Origin of the sequence: Stagnihabitans tardus, assembly GCF_009925085.1 — a bacterium.
Lineage (GTDB): Bacteria > Pseudomonadota > Alphaproteobacteria > Rhodobacterales > Rhodobacteraceae > Stagnihabitans > Stagnihabitans tardus.
Window position 1 is genome coordinate 32,646 of record NZ_JAABNR010000010.1, and the last position, 15,452, is coordinate 48,097.

Here is a 15,452-nt window from a genome sequence, read left to right on the forward strand (position 1 = left end):
TAAGGATCAGGAGCAAGCGAGGGCAAGATGAGCCGAACCACGATCACGCAGATGGCTGACCGCGTCTCGGGCCTGATGGCCGAGCGGCTGAAGATCAAGGGCAACCTGGAGACCCAGGTCAAGCGCGCCAAGCGCCAGCTCCCGCGCGAAGTCTTTGCGGCAGCGGAGGCCCTGGTCGAGGCCGTGCAGCTTTCGGCCAACCCCAAGTTCCTGCCGCGCATCGACCTCGAGGCCGTGTCGGTCGCCTATGACATCCTGGTCAAGCACTTGAACAGCGTGAACCGGGCCGAGCGGCGCAAGGGGATGGTCCTGGACATCGCCGCCCGCATCGCCTTTGCGGTCCTGGTCGTGGCGGTCCTTTGGGTCGCGGCGCTTTATTGGCGCGGGCATATTTAAGCCTGGGCCGGGGCATGCTATCCTGAACGCCGTTCAAGGAGGCCCCATGTCGAAAGTCGAAGCCCCATCCAAAGTGGAAGGTCGCCGCGCCGAGCTGCGCGAGACCCTTGTGGCCCTGGCCGAGGCGCAGATCGTTCAGGGTGGCATGTCCAGCGTCAAGGCGCGCGACCTTGCGGGCAAGGCCGGTTGCGCGGTGGGTGCGATCTACAACGTCTTCCCCGACATGACCGCGCTGATCATGGCGGTGAACCTCCGGACCTTCCTGCGAATCGGGGTCGAGGTGGCGGGGGCGGTGGTTGGCCATGAGGCCCTGGCCCCCGAGCGGCGGCTGGTCCTCTTGGCCCGCGCCTATCTGCGCTTTGCCGATCAGAACCACCACCTGTGGAAGGCGCTCTTCGACCTGGAGATGCCGCGCGATTCCGATGTGCCGCCGGCCTACAACCAGGCGCTGGAAGAGCTTTTCGACCACATCGCCCGCCCGGTCTCCGAGCTTTTTCAAGAGCTTGATCCGGATGGCGTGCAGTTGATGGCCCGGACGCTGTTTTCCTCGGTCCATGGCATCGTCTCTTTGGGGCTGCAGAACCGGCTCTCGGGCGTGCCGCTGGAGCGGGTCGAGGCGATGATCGAGGCCCTGCTGCTGCGCGTTGCAAAAACTTGAACGCCGTTCAATAAATATCTTGAACGGCGTTCAAACTCTGCTACAAAGATCCCATGAACAGCGTTCATGGAGGGTCGAATGTTCGGAACACTGAGGACTTTGTGGGCTGGGGCCGAAGCGCGGGCGGAAGAAAAACTGCGTCAGACCTATGCGGTCGAGCTGATCGACCAGAAAATCCGCGAGGCAGAAGAAGCGCTGCGCCAGGCCAAGTCCGTGCTGGCCAGCCTGATCCTGCGCGAGCGGGCCGAGGCCAAGGGGCTGGCCGTGCTGGAGAGCCGCTTGGCCGATTTGACCTCGCGGGCCATGGCGGCCCTGGCTGCGGGCCGTGAGGACCTGGGCCTTCAGGCGGCCGAGGCCATGGCGGCCCTGGAGAACGAGGCGCAAATGCGGCGTGAGACGCGGAGCCGGCTCGAGGCCCGCATCCTGCGGCTGCAGGAAAGCGTGGCGGCGAGCCATCGCAAGATCATCGACCTGCGCCAGGGCGCGGTCTCGGCCCGGGCTTACCGCGACGAGCAGGGCTTGCAGGCGAAGCTCCGGGCGGGGCGTGGGGGCCCCGGCGCGATGGAGGAGGCCGAGACGCTGATCGCCCAAGTCCTGGGCCGCGAGGACCGGTTTGAGGAGGCGGAAGTGCTGGCCGAGATCGACCGCGGTCTCTCGGGCGCGCATGTGGCGGAACAGATGGCGGCGGCGGGCTTTGGACCGGCGCTGAAGGTGACGGGCGCCGAGGTCATGGCGCGGTTGAAATCGCAGGGCAACGCGGCCTGAGCCGCCAAAGGATGAGGGATTATCATGAAGAACGATAATGGGCTGATCATCAACCTGAACCTGGGCGGCGTCGTCGTGGCCTATGTGCTTCTGGGGATTTCACTGTGGCTCTCGACCGAGGTGCCGCTGGCCACCAAGGGATACTGGGGCATGGGGGTCATGCTCTTGACCATCAGCCTGATCAACGTGGTCAAGTACCGGATGGATGCCAAGCTTTTCGACGACCGCATCCGGCTGATCGAAGAGGCCAAGAACGAGCGCATGCTGGCGGAATTCGTGGGCGAGAAGAAGTGACGGGCCGAGGGCCAGCGCCGCAGGGAACCTGCGGGGCTGACGCCTTCGGCGGAAGCGGGGGCTGCCGCCCCCGCACCCCCGCCCGGGGGAGGGGCACGCCCCTCCCCCGGACCCCCTCCGTGGATATTTGTGAAAAGATGAAATGGGGAAGGGGCTGGCGGTTGGGCCAGCCCCTTTTTGTCACTGCGTTCCGGGGTCAGAGGCCGGGGTAGAGGGGGAACTTCTGGCAGAGTGCCTCGACCTTGGCTTTGACGGCGGCTTCGACATGGGCATTGCCCTCTTCGCCATTGGCGGCCAGGCCGTCGACGACCTCGACGATCCACTGGCCGATCTGGCGGAATTCGGCCTCACCGAAGCCGCGCGTCGTGCCTGCGGGGGTGCCGAGGCGCACGCCCGAGGTGATGGTGGGCTTTTCCGGGTCGAAGGGGATGCCGTTCTTGTTGCAGGTGATATGGGCGCGGCCGAGGGCCTTCTCTGTCGCATTGCCCTTCACGCCTTTCGGGCGCAGGTCCACCAGCATGACATGGGTATCGGTGCCGCCGGTGACGATATCGAGGCCGCCCTTCATCAGCTGGTCGGCCAGGGCCTGGGCGTTCTTGATCACCTGGGCGGCATAGGCCTTGAACTCGGGGCGCAGGGCCTCGCCGAAAGCCACGGCCTTGGCCGCGATCACATGCATCAGGGGGCCGCCCTGGATGCCCGGGAAGATGGCGGAGTTGATCTTCTTGGCGATCTCTTCCGAGTTCGTCAGGATCATCCCGCCACGGGGTCCGCGCAGGGTCTTGTGGGTCGTGGTCGTCGCCACATCGGCATAGGGGAAGGGCGAGGGATGCACGCCGCCGGCCACCAGGCCTGCGAAGTGGGCCATGTCCACCATCAGGTAAGCGCCCACCTTGTCGGCAATCGCGCGGAAGCGGGCGAAGTCGATCTGACGCGGCACGGCGGAGCCACCGGCGATGATCAGCTTGGGCTGATGCTCGACGGCCAGCGCCTCGACCTGGTCATAGTCGATCAGGTTGTCCTGTTGACGGACACCGTACTGGATCGCGTTGAACCACTTGCCCGACTGGTTCGGAGCCGCGCCATGGGTCAGGTGACCGCCCGAGGCCAGGTTCATGCCCAGGATCGTATCGCCGGGCTTGATCAGCGCGGTAAACACGCCCTGGTTGGCCTGGGAGCCCGAGTTCGGCTGGACGTTCGCGTAAGCCACGCCAAACAGCGCACAGGCCCGGTCGATGGCCAGCTGCTCGGCCACGTCCACGAACTGGCAGCCGCCGTAATAGCGCTTGCCCGGGTAGCCCTCGGCGTATTTGTTCGTCATGACGGAGCCCTGGGCCTCCATCACGGCGCGGGAGACGATGTTTTCCGAGGCGATCAGCTCGATCTCGTCGCGCTGACGGCCGAGTTCATCGGTGATCGAGCCGAAAAGCTCGGGGTCACGGGTCGCAAGGCTTTCGGTGAAGAAATTCGACATGGGTTTCTCCTGCTGGTTGGCGCCATTTAGACGCAACTGGGCGACAGGGACAGGCAGAAAAACGACAGGTTTCGCCACAAGCGCGAAAAAAGTTTCCGATCGGAAACTTCCTTTAAGATGCGACCGAATTTCTCCGGGGGGGTTGAGTTCCGCCACTCCCCGGTCAAGATGGCGGCCGGAGGAACACCATGCCCCGCAACATCGCCTTTCGTGCCTCGCGTGCGCCTGCGGCCCAGGAGGCTTTTGCGGCCCTGACCGCGCTGCATGGCCAAAGCCCGCTGACCGAGGCCGAGGTGATCGTGGCACTGGGTGGCGATGGGTTCATGCTTCAGACGTTGCATGAGGTCCAGGCCTCGGGGCTGCCGGTCTACGGGATGAATTGCGGCACGGTGGGCTTCCTGATGAACGCCTATAGCGTCGAGGCCTTGGCCGAAAGGCTGGAGGCGGCGCAGGAGGTCAGTCTGAACCCGCTGCACATGACGGCGGTGGATGAAGAGGGGCGGGTGACTGAAGCCCTTGCGATCAATGAGGTTTCGCTTCTGCGGATGGGAGCCCAGGCGGCCAAGCTGCGCATCCTGGTGGACGGGGTGGAACGCATGCCGGAGCTGGTTTGCGACGGCTGCCTTCTGGCCACGCCTGCGGGATCGACGGCCTATAACTATTCGGCCCATGGGCCCATTCTGCCCATCGGGGCCGATGTCCTGGCCCTGACCTCGGTCGCGGCCTTCCGCCCCCGGCGCTGGCGTGGCGCGCTGCTCCCGAAGTCCGCCGTGGTGCGGTTCGAGGTCATCGACCCCGGCAAACGCCCGGTTCGCGCCGATGCCGATACGATGCCGGTAACCCATGTCGTCTCTGTCGAGATCCGCTCGGCGCCGGAGACCTGTCACCGCATCCTCTTTGACCCGGGCCATGGGCTGGAGGAACGGCTGATCGTCGAGCAATTCGCATAAGGCTTGACTTTGCGGCGAAAGGGCCCCATCTGCCGGGGGTCCGATGTCCGTGCCGCGTGAGCACTTGATCGACCCGGACACAGGTTCCCACCATCACGCAGGGGTGCCCACAAAGGCACGGGTGTCAGGATGTTCTGGCGCCGAGGGCCTTTGGTCCTTTTGCGATGGTGTCACAAATGACCACTTTTGCCGAACTCGGGCTTTCGCCCAAACTGCTCAAGGCCCTCGAGGCCACCAATCTTTCCACGCCCACGCCGATCCAGGCCCAGGCGATCCCCCATATCATGAAGGGCGCCGACCTGATGGGCCTGGCCCAGACCGGCACCGGCAAGACGGCGGCCTTCGGCCTGCCCTTGGCGCATCGCCTTCTGGACATCGGCCATCCCCCTGCGCCCAAACATGTCCGCGCCCTGATCCTGGCGCCGACGCGCGAACTCGTCTCCCAGATCTTCGACAACATCGCCTCCTTCACCAAGGGGACGGCGGTCAAGATCACCATGGTCGTGGGCGGCGCCTCGATCTTCAAACAGGCCGAGCGGCTGAAGCGCGGGTCCGATGTGCTGGTGGCGACGCCGGGCCGTCTGATCGACCTCCTGGACCGCGGCGATGTGACGCTGGAATCCTGCGGCTACCTGGTCTTGGACGAGGCGGACCATATGTTGGACATGGGCTTCATCCATGCCCTGCGCAAGATTGCCAAGTTCATCCCGCAAAAGCGCCAGACCATGCTCTTCTCGGCCACCATGCCCGCTGACATCAGCGAGATCGCCGAGACCTATCTGCGCAACCCGGTCAAGGTCCAGGTCGCGCCTCCGGGCAAGCCTGCCGACAAGATCGTCCAGGCGGTGCATTACATCCCCAATGGCGACAAGGCCAAGCTGTTGGAAGAATACCTGAAGAAGCACCCGGGCGAGCAGGCCCTGGTCTTTGGCCGCACCAAGCATGGGTCGGAGAAGCTCTTCAAGCTCCTGGTCTCCTGGGGCTTCAAGGCGGGTTCCATCCATGGCAACAAGAGCCAGAACCAGCGCGACCGGACCTTGACCGAGTTCCGGGATGGCGCTTTGGACGTGCTGGTGGCCACCGATGTGGCGGCGCGGGGCATCGACATTCCGGGCGTGCGGCACGTCTATAACTTCGACATGCCGAATGTGCCGGAAAACTATGTCCACCGCATCGGCCGCACCGCGCGTGCGGGGGCCGAGGGCAATGCGACCTCGTTTGTCTCGCCCTCCGAGATGGGCGAATTGCAGGCCGTCGAGAAGCTGTTGAAGAAGACCATCGCGGTCGTGGGTGGGGCGCCCTGGTCGGCTGCGGCGGTGGCTGCGGCCCCGTCCAAGCCGGGCCAAGGCAAGGGCCGCCAGGGCAACCGCCCCTCCGACGCGCCGCGCCCGCAAGGCCAGGGCCGTCCGCAAGGCGCCAAGCCCGCCGCGCATTGGCAGGGCAAGCCCGGCGCCAAGCCCGCTGGTAGCGGCCCGCGTCCCGCAGCCAAGCCCGCCCGTCCGGCGGGTGGCGGCCAGGCCCCGCAACGCAAACCGAAGTGATGCAAGGGGCGGTCGCAAGACCGCCCTTTTCGCAAGACCTCAGCTCATCCCCTGTTCCAGGTTCAGCTTCATCGTCAAAAGCACCTCTTGCAGCGAAAGCGTCTCGCGCAAGAGCCTCTTGGCCTCGTTCGGCGAGATCTTCCCGTCCTCGATGGCGATGTTGTATTCCGCCATCAGCTGGGCGAAGCGCTGGGCCAGGGTCACGACGTCATGGTTCACCCCGCCCGAGGTCGCGTTGCGCTTTTCCGGGCTGTAGGACAGCGTGATGCCGCGCAGATCGGCCAGGGCGGCCGTGACATGGGGAAAGCGCGCCGCCGCTTCCAGTTGCGCCACGACATCGACCGGCATGAAGCGGTCGCCGTGTTCGTCCTGGTCCGAGTAATAGCGCCCGAGCGTCGCCTTGGACTTGCCGGTCAGGGCGCAGGCGGCCTCGATGCCGACATCCTTGACCAAAGCCTCGGCGTGTTTCTTCAGATAACCTTCGACCGACATGTGCTGAACCCTGAGGCGCGGGAAATTCCCGCAACTTTTCCCATTAATCAGGAACTAAAGGTTTGTCATGCATAAAGGTGGCCCGATGTTCGGGATTGTGCGAGTGACCGGTGCAAACCGGTAATGGGTGGGGGTCCGCCGGGGCCTATGTCTCGCAAACCGGGGATTTGGCGGACCCGTCCCCACCTTGCCTTGGGCCGTGGCTTTCGGCTAAAGGGCGCCATGGCCAAGCTCTATTTCCACTACTCCACCATGAATGCGGGCAAGTCGACGCTGCTACTGCAGGCGTCGCACAATTACCGCGAGGGGGGGATGGTGACCTATCTCATCACCGCCCGTTTCGACAACCGCGCCGGAGAGGGGCGGATCGCCAGCCGCATCGGCATCGGCGAGGAGGCCGATACGTTCGAACCGGGCGAGGACCTTTTCGCGAAGATCGCGGCGCGGCTGGCCCAGGGCCGCGTCGATTGCATCTTCCTAGACGAGGCGCAGTTCCTGTCGAAAGAGCAGGTCTGGCAACTGGCCCGGGCCGTCGATGACCTGGGCGTGCCGGTGATGTGCTATGGCCTCCGGGTCGATTTCCAGGGCAACCTCTTCCCCGGCTCGGCGGCTTTGCTGGCCTGGGCCGACGAGATGCGCGAGGTCCGCACGATCTGCCATTGCGGCAAGAAGGCCACGATGGTCATCCGGCGCGGCCCGGATGGGCGGGCGCTGAAGGAGGGCGACCAGGTGCAGATCGGCGGGAACGAGACCTATGTCAGCCTCTGCCGCCGCCACTGGCGCGAGGCCGTGGGCGACTGATCTCTTTCATACTGGATCAAATATCCGGGGGGGGGGGCCCGAAGGGCGGGGGGCAGCGCCCCCCTCGACCGTGACCCCTAGAACCGGTCCGCCCGGCAGGCGCTGATATCCCGCCCGGGCTCGCGCCCCATCACCAGGTCGGTCACGATCTGCGCCGTCACCGGGGCCAGCGTCAGGCCGATATGGCCATGGCCAAAGGCATGGATCACCTCTCCCCCCGCCCGGCTGGGCCCGATCACCGGCACCGAATCGGGGATCGAGGGCCGGAAGCCCATCCAGGTCCGGTCCGGCTCGCCCAGATGCGGAAAGACCGACCGGGCGCCCTCCAAGAGCCGCGCGATGCGGTGCGCCGAGGGCGGCGCGGTCAGCCCCCCAAGCTCCACCGTCCCCGCCACCCGCAAGCGCCCCGTCATGGGGCAAAGGTAAAAGCCGCGCGCCGTCGGGCAGCAGGGCCGGTTCAACAGTGGCCGGTCCATGTCGAATTCGACGTGATAGCCGCGCTCGGTGTCCAGGGGCACCTTGTCGCCCGCCATCCGGGCCAGGTCGCGCGAATGCGCCCCTGCCGCCAGGATCACCCTCTTGGCATGAAGCTTGAACGCCTCCCCCTCCAGAAGGATGCCGTCGAATTGCCGGGTCAGGCGGTCGACCCGCCCGGTCAGGAGCCCGGCATATTGCAGCGCCGCCTGGGCCAGCCGCGTGACCATGGCACCCGGGTCCGAGAGAAACACCGCGTTGGGGAAATAGGCCGCCCCCGCCATGCCCTGCAACCCCGGCTCCAGCTGCGCAAGCCCCCGGTCGTCGATCAGCTCGACCTCGACCCCCAATGACCGGCGGAAGTCCATATCGGCCTCGGCGCCCTTCAAGGCGCGCTCGGTCTCATAGAGATAAAGGCAGCCCTCGGCCCGCATCAGGTCCAGGCCGCCGATCCTTGCGGCAAGGTCGGTCCAGAGGTCCTTTGCGCCCTCCAAAAGCCCCGCAATCGCCATGGCATTGCGCAGCGCGGGCCCCGGCAGGCTTTGGCGCGCGAACCGCAAGAGCCAGGGCGCCAGGGCCCCCAGCGCGCCGGGCCGGATGGCCAGAGGCGAGTTGCGGTTGAACAAGAGCGAGGGCAGCGACTTCAGCACATCCGGGCTGCCCACCGGCATCACCGCGTAATCGGCAATCGTCCCGGCATTGCCATAGCTCGCCCCCGAACCCGGAGGCTCGGGGTCGATCAGCACGACCTCCAGCCCCTCGGCACAAAGCGCCTCGGCAATGGCGAGCCCCACGACCCCCGCGCCCACCACGGCGATTTCGGTAGAGATGTGCTGAACCATTTGCGTCTCCCGGGCCGAGGGGCGATCCCCCCGGCCCGTCAGAGGTTACATGCAGGCCTCGAAGAGCGCACGGGTGTTTTCCGCCGTCATCACCACCGGGTTACCGCCGCAGGACGGGTCCTCCAGCGCGAATTCGGTGAGCTGGTCGAGGTCCTCGCTCTTGACGCCAAGGGCGGTGAGGTTCGCCGGGATGCCGAGCTTCGCCCGCAGCTCCATGACGGCTTGCTTGAAGCCGTCGAAGCCCTTGAAGCCCAGGTAGGCGGCGGCGGCGGCGATCCGGTCCTCGATCACCGCCCGGTTGAAGTCCAGGACCATGGGCATGACGACCGCGTTGGTCGTGCCGTGGTGGGTGTTGTAAAGCGCGCCGATCGGGTGGGAGAGGCTGTGGATCGCGCCGAGCCCCTTCTGGAAGGCCACGGCGCCCATGGCGGCAGCGCTCATCATATGCGCGCGGGCATCCAGGTCATTCGGGTTGTCATACACCTTCGGCAGGTTTTCGAAGACCAGCCGCATGCCCTCCAGCGCGATGCCCTGGGACATCGGGTGGTAGAAGGGGCTGCTGTAAGCCTCCAGGCAATGGGCCAGGGCGTCCATCCCCGTGCCAGCGGTGATGAAACGCGGCATGCCGACGGTCAGGGCCGGGTCGCAGATCGTGACCTTGGGCATCAGGGCCGGGTGGAAGATGATCTTCTTCTTGTGCGTCGCCGCATTGGTCAAAACCCCCGCACGGCCCACTTCGGACCCCGTCCCCGCCGTGGTCGGCACCGCGATGATCGGCGCGATCTTCGAGGCATCGGCGCGGGTATACCAGTCGTCGACATCCTCCAGGTCCCAGACGCTCAGGTCCTTCCGCTGATGCGCCATCAGGGCGATCATCTTCCCAAGGTCCAGCCCCGAGCCGCCGCCAAAGGCCACGACGCCGTCATGACCTCCGGCCAGGTAGACAGCGATGCCGTCTTCCATGTTCTTCTCGTTCGGGTTCGGATCGACCTCGGAGAAGACCGCGCGGCCAAGGCCCGCCTTTTCCAGCACGTCCAGCGCCTGGGTGGTGATCGGCAAGGAGGCCAGGGCCTTGTCGGTCACCAAAAGCGGCTTCTTGATCCCCACCGAGAGGCAATGTTCGGCCAGTTCGGCAATCCGGCCCACGCCGAATTTGATCGCGGTCGGGTAGTTCCAATTCCGGTTCGGAACGTTGTGCGTCATGTCTCAGACCTTCTTCAGATGATAGGATTTCGGCCGGGTGACCGACATATAGCCGAGGTAGGACAGCGAGCCCCCCCGCCCGGTGTCCTTGCAGCCCGTCCAGCACAGCGCCGGGTCGAGGTAATCGGCGCGGTTCATGAAGACCGTGCCGGTCTCGATCTGCGCGCCGATCTGGGCGGCGGTGTCATAGTCTTCGGTCCAGATGGAGGCGGTCAGGCCATAGGGCGAGTCGTTCATCAGCGCGAGCGCTTCTTCGTCCGACTTGACCTTCATGATGCCGACCACGGGCCCAAAGGTCTCTTCCGTCATGACCTTCATGGAATGGTCCACGTTGACCAGGACCTGCGGCATGACATAGGCGCCGCCGTCCATCGGGAAGTCCTTCGGATCGATCAGGGCCTTGGCGCCCTTGGCGAGCGCATCGGCCACATGATCGCGCACCACGGCGGCGAAGCGGACATTGGCCATCGGGCCCAGGGTCGTGCCCTCGTCAAAGGGATTGCCCAGCGTCAGGGCCTTGGCCCAGGCGGCGGCCTTTTCGACGAAGGCGTCGTAGAGGCTCTCATGGACATAGATCCGCTCGATCCCGCAGCAGCACTGGCCCGCGTTGAACATCGCGCCATCCATCAGCGTATCGACCGCCGCATCGAGGTTGGCATCGGCGCGGACATAGCCCGGGTCCTTGCCGCCGAGCTCCAGCCCGAGGGGCGTGAAGGTCCCCGCCGCTGCGCGCTCGATGGCCTGGCCGCCCGCGACAGAGCCCGTGAAGTTCACGAAGTTGAAGCTTCGCGCCTTGATCAGCGCCTCGGTCGTCGCATGGTCGAGGACCACGTTCTGGAAGACATCCTCCGGCACGCCCGCCGCATGGAAGGCCTCGGCGAGGCGCTCGCCCGCCAGCAAGGTCTGCGAGGCATGCTTCAGCACGACCGTATTCCCGGCAATCAGCGCCGGAACGATGGTGTTGATCGCGGTCAGGTAGGCATAGTTCCAGGGCGCGATGACGAAGACGACGCCCAGAGCCTCGCGCGCGATATAGCGGCGGAAGGAGGCCGAATCCTCGATGACCTTCGGCGCCAGGGTCTCGGCGGCGATCTCGGCCATATAGTTGGTGCGAGCATTCACGCCGCCGAACTCGTTATAGCGGGTCGGGCGGCCCATCTGCCAGGCGGCTTCCTCGACGATCTGGGCCTTTTTCTCGTTCAGCTTGGCGATGCCCGCCCGCACCAGGGCGATGCGCTCGGCCAGGGGACGCGAGGCCCAGGCCTTCTGCGCCGCGCGGGCCCGGGTGGCAGCGGCAAAGGCGGCGTCCTGGGACAACGGCTGCCGCTCGGCATAGACCCGGCCATCGACCGGGGAAATCAGTTGGATCATCATACACCTCGTAGGGCGGGGTTCACCCCGCCGTTCGGCGAAAGGCGGGGTGAACCCCGCCCTCCGCATTAAGCCCGCTCGAAGCCGCGTTGCAGTTCGAAATCCGTCACCACGCGGTCAGTCTCGGAAATCTCCCATTGGCAGGCGTGATGGTAGTGCTCGACCACGTCATCGCCAAAGGCCGCCCGCAGCATCGCCGAGCCATGCATCAGCGCCGCCGCATCGCGCAGCGTCTTGGGGATCTCGCGGATGCCCTGGGTCTGGTACATGTCGCCGCGCATTTCGGGCTCCAGCGCCATCTTCTTCTCGATCCCGTCCAGACCCGCCGCCAGAAGCGCGGCACAGGCCATATAGGGGTTCACGTCCGACCCCGGGATGCGACATTCCACCCGGATCGCCTTGGTGCCCTCGCCACACACCCGGAAGCCTGCCGTGCGGTTGTCGGACGACCAGACCGCCTTGGTCGGCGCGAAAAGCCCCACGCAGAAGCGCTTGTAGCTGTTGACGTAGGGCGCGAGGAAGGCCGTGATGTCGCGCGCATGGTGCAGCTGGCCTGCCATGTAGTGCCGCATCAGGTCGGACATGCCATGCTCGCCCGCCTCGTCCTGGAAGGCGGGCTTGCCGTCCAGGGTCCAGAGGCTCTGGTGGATATGGCTGGAGGACCCGGCCTTCTTGGTGTCATACTTCGCCATGAAGGTGACCGACTTGCCCGCCTTCCAGGCGATCTCCTTGACGCCGTTCTTCACGATGGAATGGTTGTCGGCCGTGTCGAGCGCATCGGAATAGCGGTAGTTGATCTCTTCCTGCCCCGCATCGGCCTCGCCCTTGGAGTTCTCGACCGGGATGCCCGCGCCGTAAAGCCCGTTGCGGACGGCGCGCATCACGTCCTCTTCCTTGGTGGTCTGGAAGATGTGGTAATCCTCGTTATAGGCGCTGACCGGCTGCAAGGCCTTCAAGCCGCCATCGCGCAGGTTGTTGTAGGAGTTCTCGAAGAGATAGAACTCCAGCTCGGTCGCCATCATCGCATCGAAGCCCATGGCCTTCGCGCGGGCGACCTGGCGTTTCAGCACGGCGCGGGGGGAGTGCGGGACTTCTGCATGGGTGTGGTGGTCGATCAGGTCGCAAAGGACCAGAGCGGTCCCCTCCAGCCAGGGCACCATGCGCAAGGTGCCGAGGTCGGGCTTCATGACATAATCGCCATAGCCCGTGGTCCAGGAGCTGCTCTTATAGCCCTGCACCGTGTTCATCTCCTGATCGACGGTCAGCAGGTAGTCGCAGCAATGGGTTTCCTTGTAGCCGCCATTGACGAAGAAGGCGGCGTGGAAGCGCTTGCCGACGAGGCGCCCCCACATATCCACCGCAGCCACCAGAACGGTGTCGATGCGGCCTTGGTCGACGAGGTCTTTCAATTGGTCTAGGGTCAGATTGCCGGGCATATCTGGGTTCCTCTGTTGGGTGTGGCCCCTTTCCGGGGCTTCAAGGTGGCAGGTCGAGGCGCCCTCAGGACGCCTTCGCCTGCTTCTGGATCTCGGTCAGGCCCATGTTGATCACCGGGGCCAGGGTCGCGGCCATCTGATCCGCCGCCGCGTCATCCGCGATCAGGTCGTTGCGGATTTCCAGCATGGCATTGGGCAGGCCATAGGGCGTCGCCTGGACGCGCAGGGTATGGGTCACGTCATCGGCGGCGGAATAGGGCGCGTTCAGCTCGGCATTCAGCCGGGTCAGGCGGCGGGCCGCGTCATGGATCGCGACCGCCAGGGTGGCATCGGCGTCATGGATCACGCCGAATTCGACCGAGCGTGGACGGCCGTGATAGATGGGCGTAAAGGAATGGATCGTGACCAGGACCGGCGCCAGGCCGAGGGCAATGCGCCTTGCGATCAGGTTGTGCAGCCCATTGGCCCAGGGCAGGTACAGCGCCTCGGTCCGCGCGAGGCGCTCCGTGGCCGAGATCGCCGCATTGCCCGGGATGTCGTGGATCTCCGACCGCGCGGGCATGGCGCCCAGCATATCCGGCGCCCGGTTCAGGTCATAGATCAGCCGGGTCGCGGGCGCATGGATCAGGACCGCGTCCAGCCGCCTTGCCAGGCCTCGCGCCACGGCCAGCGCGCCCGGGTCCCAGGCGATATGGGCGCGGCGCTGCTCTGCCGTCAGCCCCAGGTCGCCCCAGGGCGCCGGGAAGGCGTTGGAGGCATGTTCGCAGACCAGCACCAGCCGCCCGGTCGAGGCCTCGTTTTCGATGATCGGCGCAAGGACCTTTGCGGCCATCGCAGTCTCCCTGTTTTTCGCAGGCTGTCGTGGCGCGGGCCGACTGTCAAGATTGTTTCCTGCGTGGGAATCCTGTTACGATGTTTACATCGCGGGGAGGTGAGCATGACACTGGACGATCAACTGCGCACGGCGCTTCCCGATCTGACCCGGGCCGAGCGGCAATTGGCCACCCATATCCTGTCGCATTACCCGGTGGCGGCCCTGGGCTCGATCACCCAGCTGGCCAAGGCGGCCCAGGTGTCCACGCCGACCGTCGTGCGGCTGGCGCAAAAGCTGGGCTACAAGGGCTATCCCGACTTCCAGGGCTCGATTCGCGGCGAGGTCGAGGCCATGCTGGTCACGCCCATCACCAAGCAGGCGATGCGGGCCCAGGGCGTGCCCTCGGGCCATATGCTGACCCGCTTCGCCGAAGCCGTGGTGGCCAATCTGCAGGCGACGCTGAACCAGATCGACCCCCAGGATTTCGACGCGGTGGTGGGGCTTTTGGCCGACCCTTCGCGGCGGGTCTTTGCGCTGGGCGGGCGGATCACCCATGCCCTGGCCGATTACTTCGCAAGCCTGATGTCGGCGATCCGGCCCGAGGTCACCTTGCTGTCCGACAATTCCGCCACCTGGCCGCCTGCGCTCTTGGAGATGCAGGCGGGCGATGTGCTCTTGGTCTTCGACATCCGCCGCTATGAGAATGCGGTGCTGCAGGTGACCGAGATGGCGAAGGAGCAGGGGGCGGAGATCGTGCTGATCACCGACCGCTGGGTCTCTCCGGCGGCGACCCATGCGCGGCACGTGATGTGCGCCCATGTCGAGGCGCCAAGCGCCTGGGACAGCAACGCGGTGCTGATGGTCCTGGTCGAGACGCTTCTGGCCGCGGTGCAGAACGCGACCTGGGAGGTGACGGAGCCCCGGCTTCGGCGGCTGGAAGAGCTTTACGCGCGGACGCGGTTCTTTCGGCGGCATCGCTAGCTTCACCCCCGGGAGGGTTTCACACCCTCCCGGACCCTCCCGTGGGATATTTATGAAAAGCTGAAAGGGATCAGCGGCGCTGGAGGCCCAGGGCGGCGTTCAGGGCGACGGCTGTCAGGAGGATGGCGCCTCCGATTGCGGTGTTTTTGGACAGGGTCTCCGACAGGAAGGCCCAGGCCCAGAGGGGCGCCAGCAGGACCTCGATCAGGGAGAAGAGCGTGGCCTGGGCGGCGGGGACGACGCGGGAGCCTGCGGTGTAAAGCGCCATGCCGCCTGTCAGCGTGACGGCGCCCATGCCGAAGGCCAGGGAGATGTCGAGGGGCGGCACGAGGAGCGGCTGGCTCGTGACAAGGGCTACGAGCCCGCCCACCAGCATCGAGAAGACCCCGCCCAGAAGCACGGCGGGGCGAGTGTCGCTGACCCGGCCCCAGCGGACCGCCACGGTGAAGGCCGCAAAGCCCGCCGCCGAAAGGAGCGCCGCCAGTGTGCCAAAGCCGGTGCCGCCGCCGATCTGGCCCACGCCGCCCACCATGACGAGGATGCCGCCCAGGGCCAGCGCAATGGCGCCCCAGGTCAGGGCGCTGACCCTCTCGCCCAGGATCACCCGGCCGAAGAGCGCGGCCAGGAAGGGCGAGGCCGAGAACAAGAGGACCGCATTGGCCACCGTGGTCGATTGCAGCGCGGTGATGGCGCCGCCGAAGGCAAAGACCAGGCCCAGCCCGCCCAGGACCCCGGCCCAGCCCATGGCGCGGATCGCCTCCCAGGTCTGGCCCGGGCCGATCCACAACAGCATCACCGGCAGCATCCCCAGCGACCGCCACAAGAGCACCGTCCAAGACCCAGCCTCGGCGATATTGCCGATCAGCACGCCCTGCACCGACCAGACCACGCCCGCCGCCACGACCAGCGCAGCCCCCGTCCCATACCGCATCCAAGCCCCCGTTTTCCCGCGACCTTAAC

General features: G+C 66.0%; 16 protein-coding genes. 8 read left to right on the plus strand and 8 right to left on the minus strand.

The window, feature by feature from the left end; translation table 11 throughout:
* The first annotated feature begins 27 nt into the window (after positions 1–27).
* The 4 genes from GV832_RS11620 (at position 28) to GV832_RS11635 (ending at position 2,113) form a co-directional block, all read left to right on the plus strand.
* On the plus strand, positions 28–396 hold the full coding sequence (locus tag GV832_RS11620) for a hypothetical protein (protein WP_168775036.1): 369 nt from the start codon (positions 28–30) through the stop codon (positions 394–396).
* Positions 397–442: 46 nt separating this feature from the next.
* A complete protein-coding gene (locus tag GV832_RS11625) occupies positions 443–1,054 on the plus strand; it encodes a TetR/AcrR family transcriptional regulator (RefSeq protein ID WP_168775037.1) in 612 nt (203 codons plus the stop codon).
* A gap of 78 nt (positions 1,055–1,132) precedes the next feature.
* A complete protein-coding gene (locus GV832_RS11630; RefSeq protein ID WP_168775038.1) occupies positions 1,133–1,819 on the plus strand; it encodes a PspA/IM30 family protein in 687 nt (228 codons plus the stop codon).
* Positions 1,820–1,843: 24 nt separating this feature from the next.
* Complete coding sequence (locus GV832_RS11635; RefSeq protein WP_168775039.1) at positions 1,844–2,113, plus strand: YiaA/YiaB family inner membrane protein; 270 nt, start codon at positions 1,844–1,846, stop codon at positions 2,111–2,113.
* 196 nt (positions 2,114–2,309) lie between these two features.
* On the opposite strand, the gene glyA is transcribed toward GV832_RS11635, so the two are convergent.
* The gene (glyA, locus tag GV832_RS11640; protein WP_168775040.1) at positions 2,310–3,587 is read right to left on the minus strand and encodes a serine hydroxymethyltransferase; all 1,278 of its coding nucleotides are present in this window, start codon (positions 3,585–3,587) and stop codon (positions 2,310–2,312) included.
* A 188-nt stretch (positions 3,588–3,775) separates the two neighbouring features.
* On the opposite strand from glyA, the gene GV832_RS11645 reads away from it, so the two are divergent.
* Positions 3,776–4,537 (plus strand): NAD kinase, encoded by a 762-nt coding sequence (locus GV832_RS11645; protein ID WP_168775041.1) that lies wholly within the window; start codon positions 3,776–3,778, stop codon positions 4,535–4,537.
* A 176-nt stretch (positions 4,538–4,713) separates the two neighbouring features.
* Entirely contained in the window at positions 4,714–6,078 is a 1,365-nt protein-coding gene (locus GV832_RS11650; protein WP_168775042.1) for a DEAD/DEAH box helicase, read from the plus strand.
* Positions 6,079–6,117: 39 nt separating this feature from the next.
* Here GV832_RS11650 and GV832_RS11655 read toward each other — a convergent pair whose 3' ends face one another.
* On the minus strand, positions 6,118–6,570 hold the full coding sequence (locus GV832_RS11655; protein ID WP_168775043.1) for a phage regulatory CII family protein: 453 nt from the start codon (positions 6,568–6,570) through the stop codon (positions 6,118–6,120).
* A gap of 222 nt (positions 6,571–6,792) precedes the next feature.
* On the opposite strand from GV832_RS11655, the gene GV832_RS11660 reads away from it, so the two are divergent.
* On the plus strand, positions 6,793–7,371 hold the full coding sequence (locus tag GV832_RS11660) for a thymidine kinase (protein ID WP_168775044.1): 579 nt from the start codon (positions 6,793–6,795) through the stop codon (positions 7,369–7,371).
* A 77-nt stretch (positions 7,372–7,448) separates the two neighbouring features.
* Here GV832_RS11660 and GV832_RS11665 read toward each other — a convergent pair whose 3' ends face one another.
* From GV832_RS11665 to GV832_RS11685, 5 genes are all read right to left on the minus strand, one after another.
* Positions 7,449–8,687, minus strand: coding sequence for an NAD(P)/FAD-dependent oxidoreductase (locus tag GV832_RS11665; RefSeq protein ID WP_168775045.1), 1,239 nt, complete (start codon positions 8,685–8,687; stop codon positions 7,449–7,451).
* Positions 8,688–8,732: 45 nt separating this feature from the next.
* On the minus strand, positions 8,733–9,890 hold the full coding sequence (locus GV832_RS11670) for an iron-containing alcohol dehydrogenase (RefSeq protein WP_168775046.1): 1,158 nt from the start codon (positions 9,888–9,890) through the stop codon (positions 8,733–8,735).
* A 3-nt stretch (positions 9,891–9,893) separates the two neighbouring features.
* Positions 9,894–11,264 (minus strand): aldehyde dehydrogenase family protein, encoded by a 1,371-nt coding sequence (locus GV832_RS11675; protein ID WP_168775047.1) that lies wholly within the window; start codon positions 11,262–11,264, stop codon positions 9,894–9,896.
* Positions 11,265–11,329: 65 nt separating this feature from the next.
* Positions 11,330–12,697: a glutamine synthetase family protein gene (locus tag GV832_RS11680; protein WP_168775048.1), complete on the minus strand. Its 1,368-nt coding sequence runs from the start codon at positions 12,695–12,697 to the stop codon at positions 11,330–11,332.
* 64 nt (positions 12,698–12,761) lie between these two features.
* Positions 12,762–13,529, minus strand: a complete 768-nt coding sequence (locus GV832_RS11685) for an N-formylglutamate amidohydrolase (protein ID WP_168775049.1) — start codon at positions 13,527–13,529, stop codon at positions 12,762–12,764.
* A gap of 105 nt (positions 13,530–13,634) precedes the next feature.
* On the opposite strand from GV832_RS11685, the gene GV832_RS11690 reads away from it, so the two are divergent.
* A complete protein-coding gene (locus tag GV832_RS11690) occupies positions 13,635–14,492 on the plus strand; it encodes a MurR/RpiR family transcriptional regulator (protein WP_168775050.1) in 858 nt (285 codons plus the stop codon).
* A 70-nt stretch (positions 14,493–14,562) separates the two neighbouring features.
* On the opposite strand, the gene GV832_RS11695 is transcribed toward GV832_RS11690, so the two are convergent.
* A complete protein-coding gene (locus tag GV832_RS11695) occupies positions 14,563–15,423 on the minus strand; it encodes a DMT family transporter (protein ID WP_168775051.1) in 861 nt (286 codons plus the stop codon).
* Positions 15,424–15,452 lie beyond the last annotated feature (29 nt).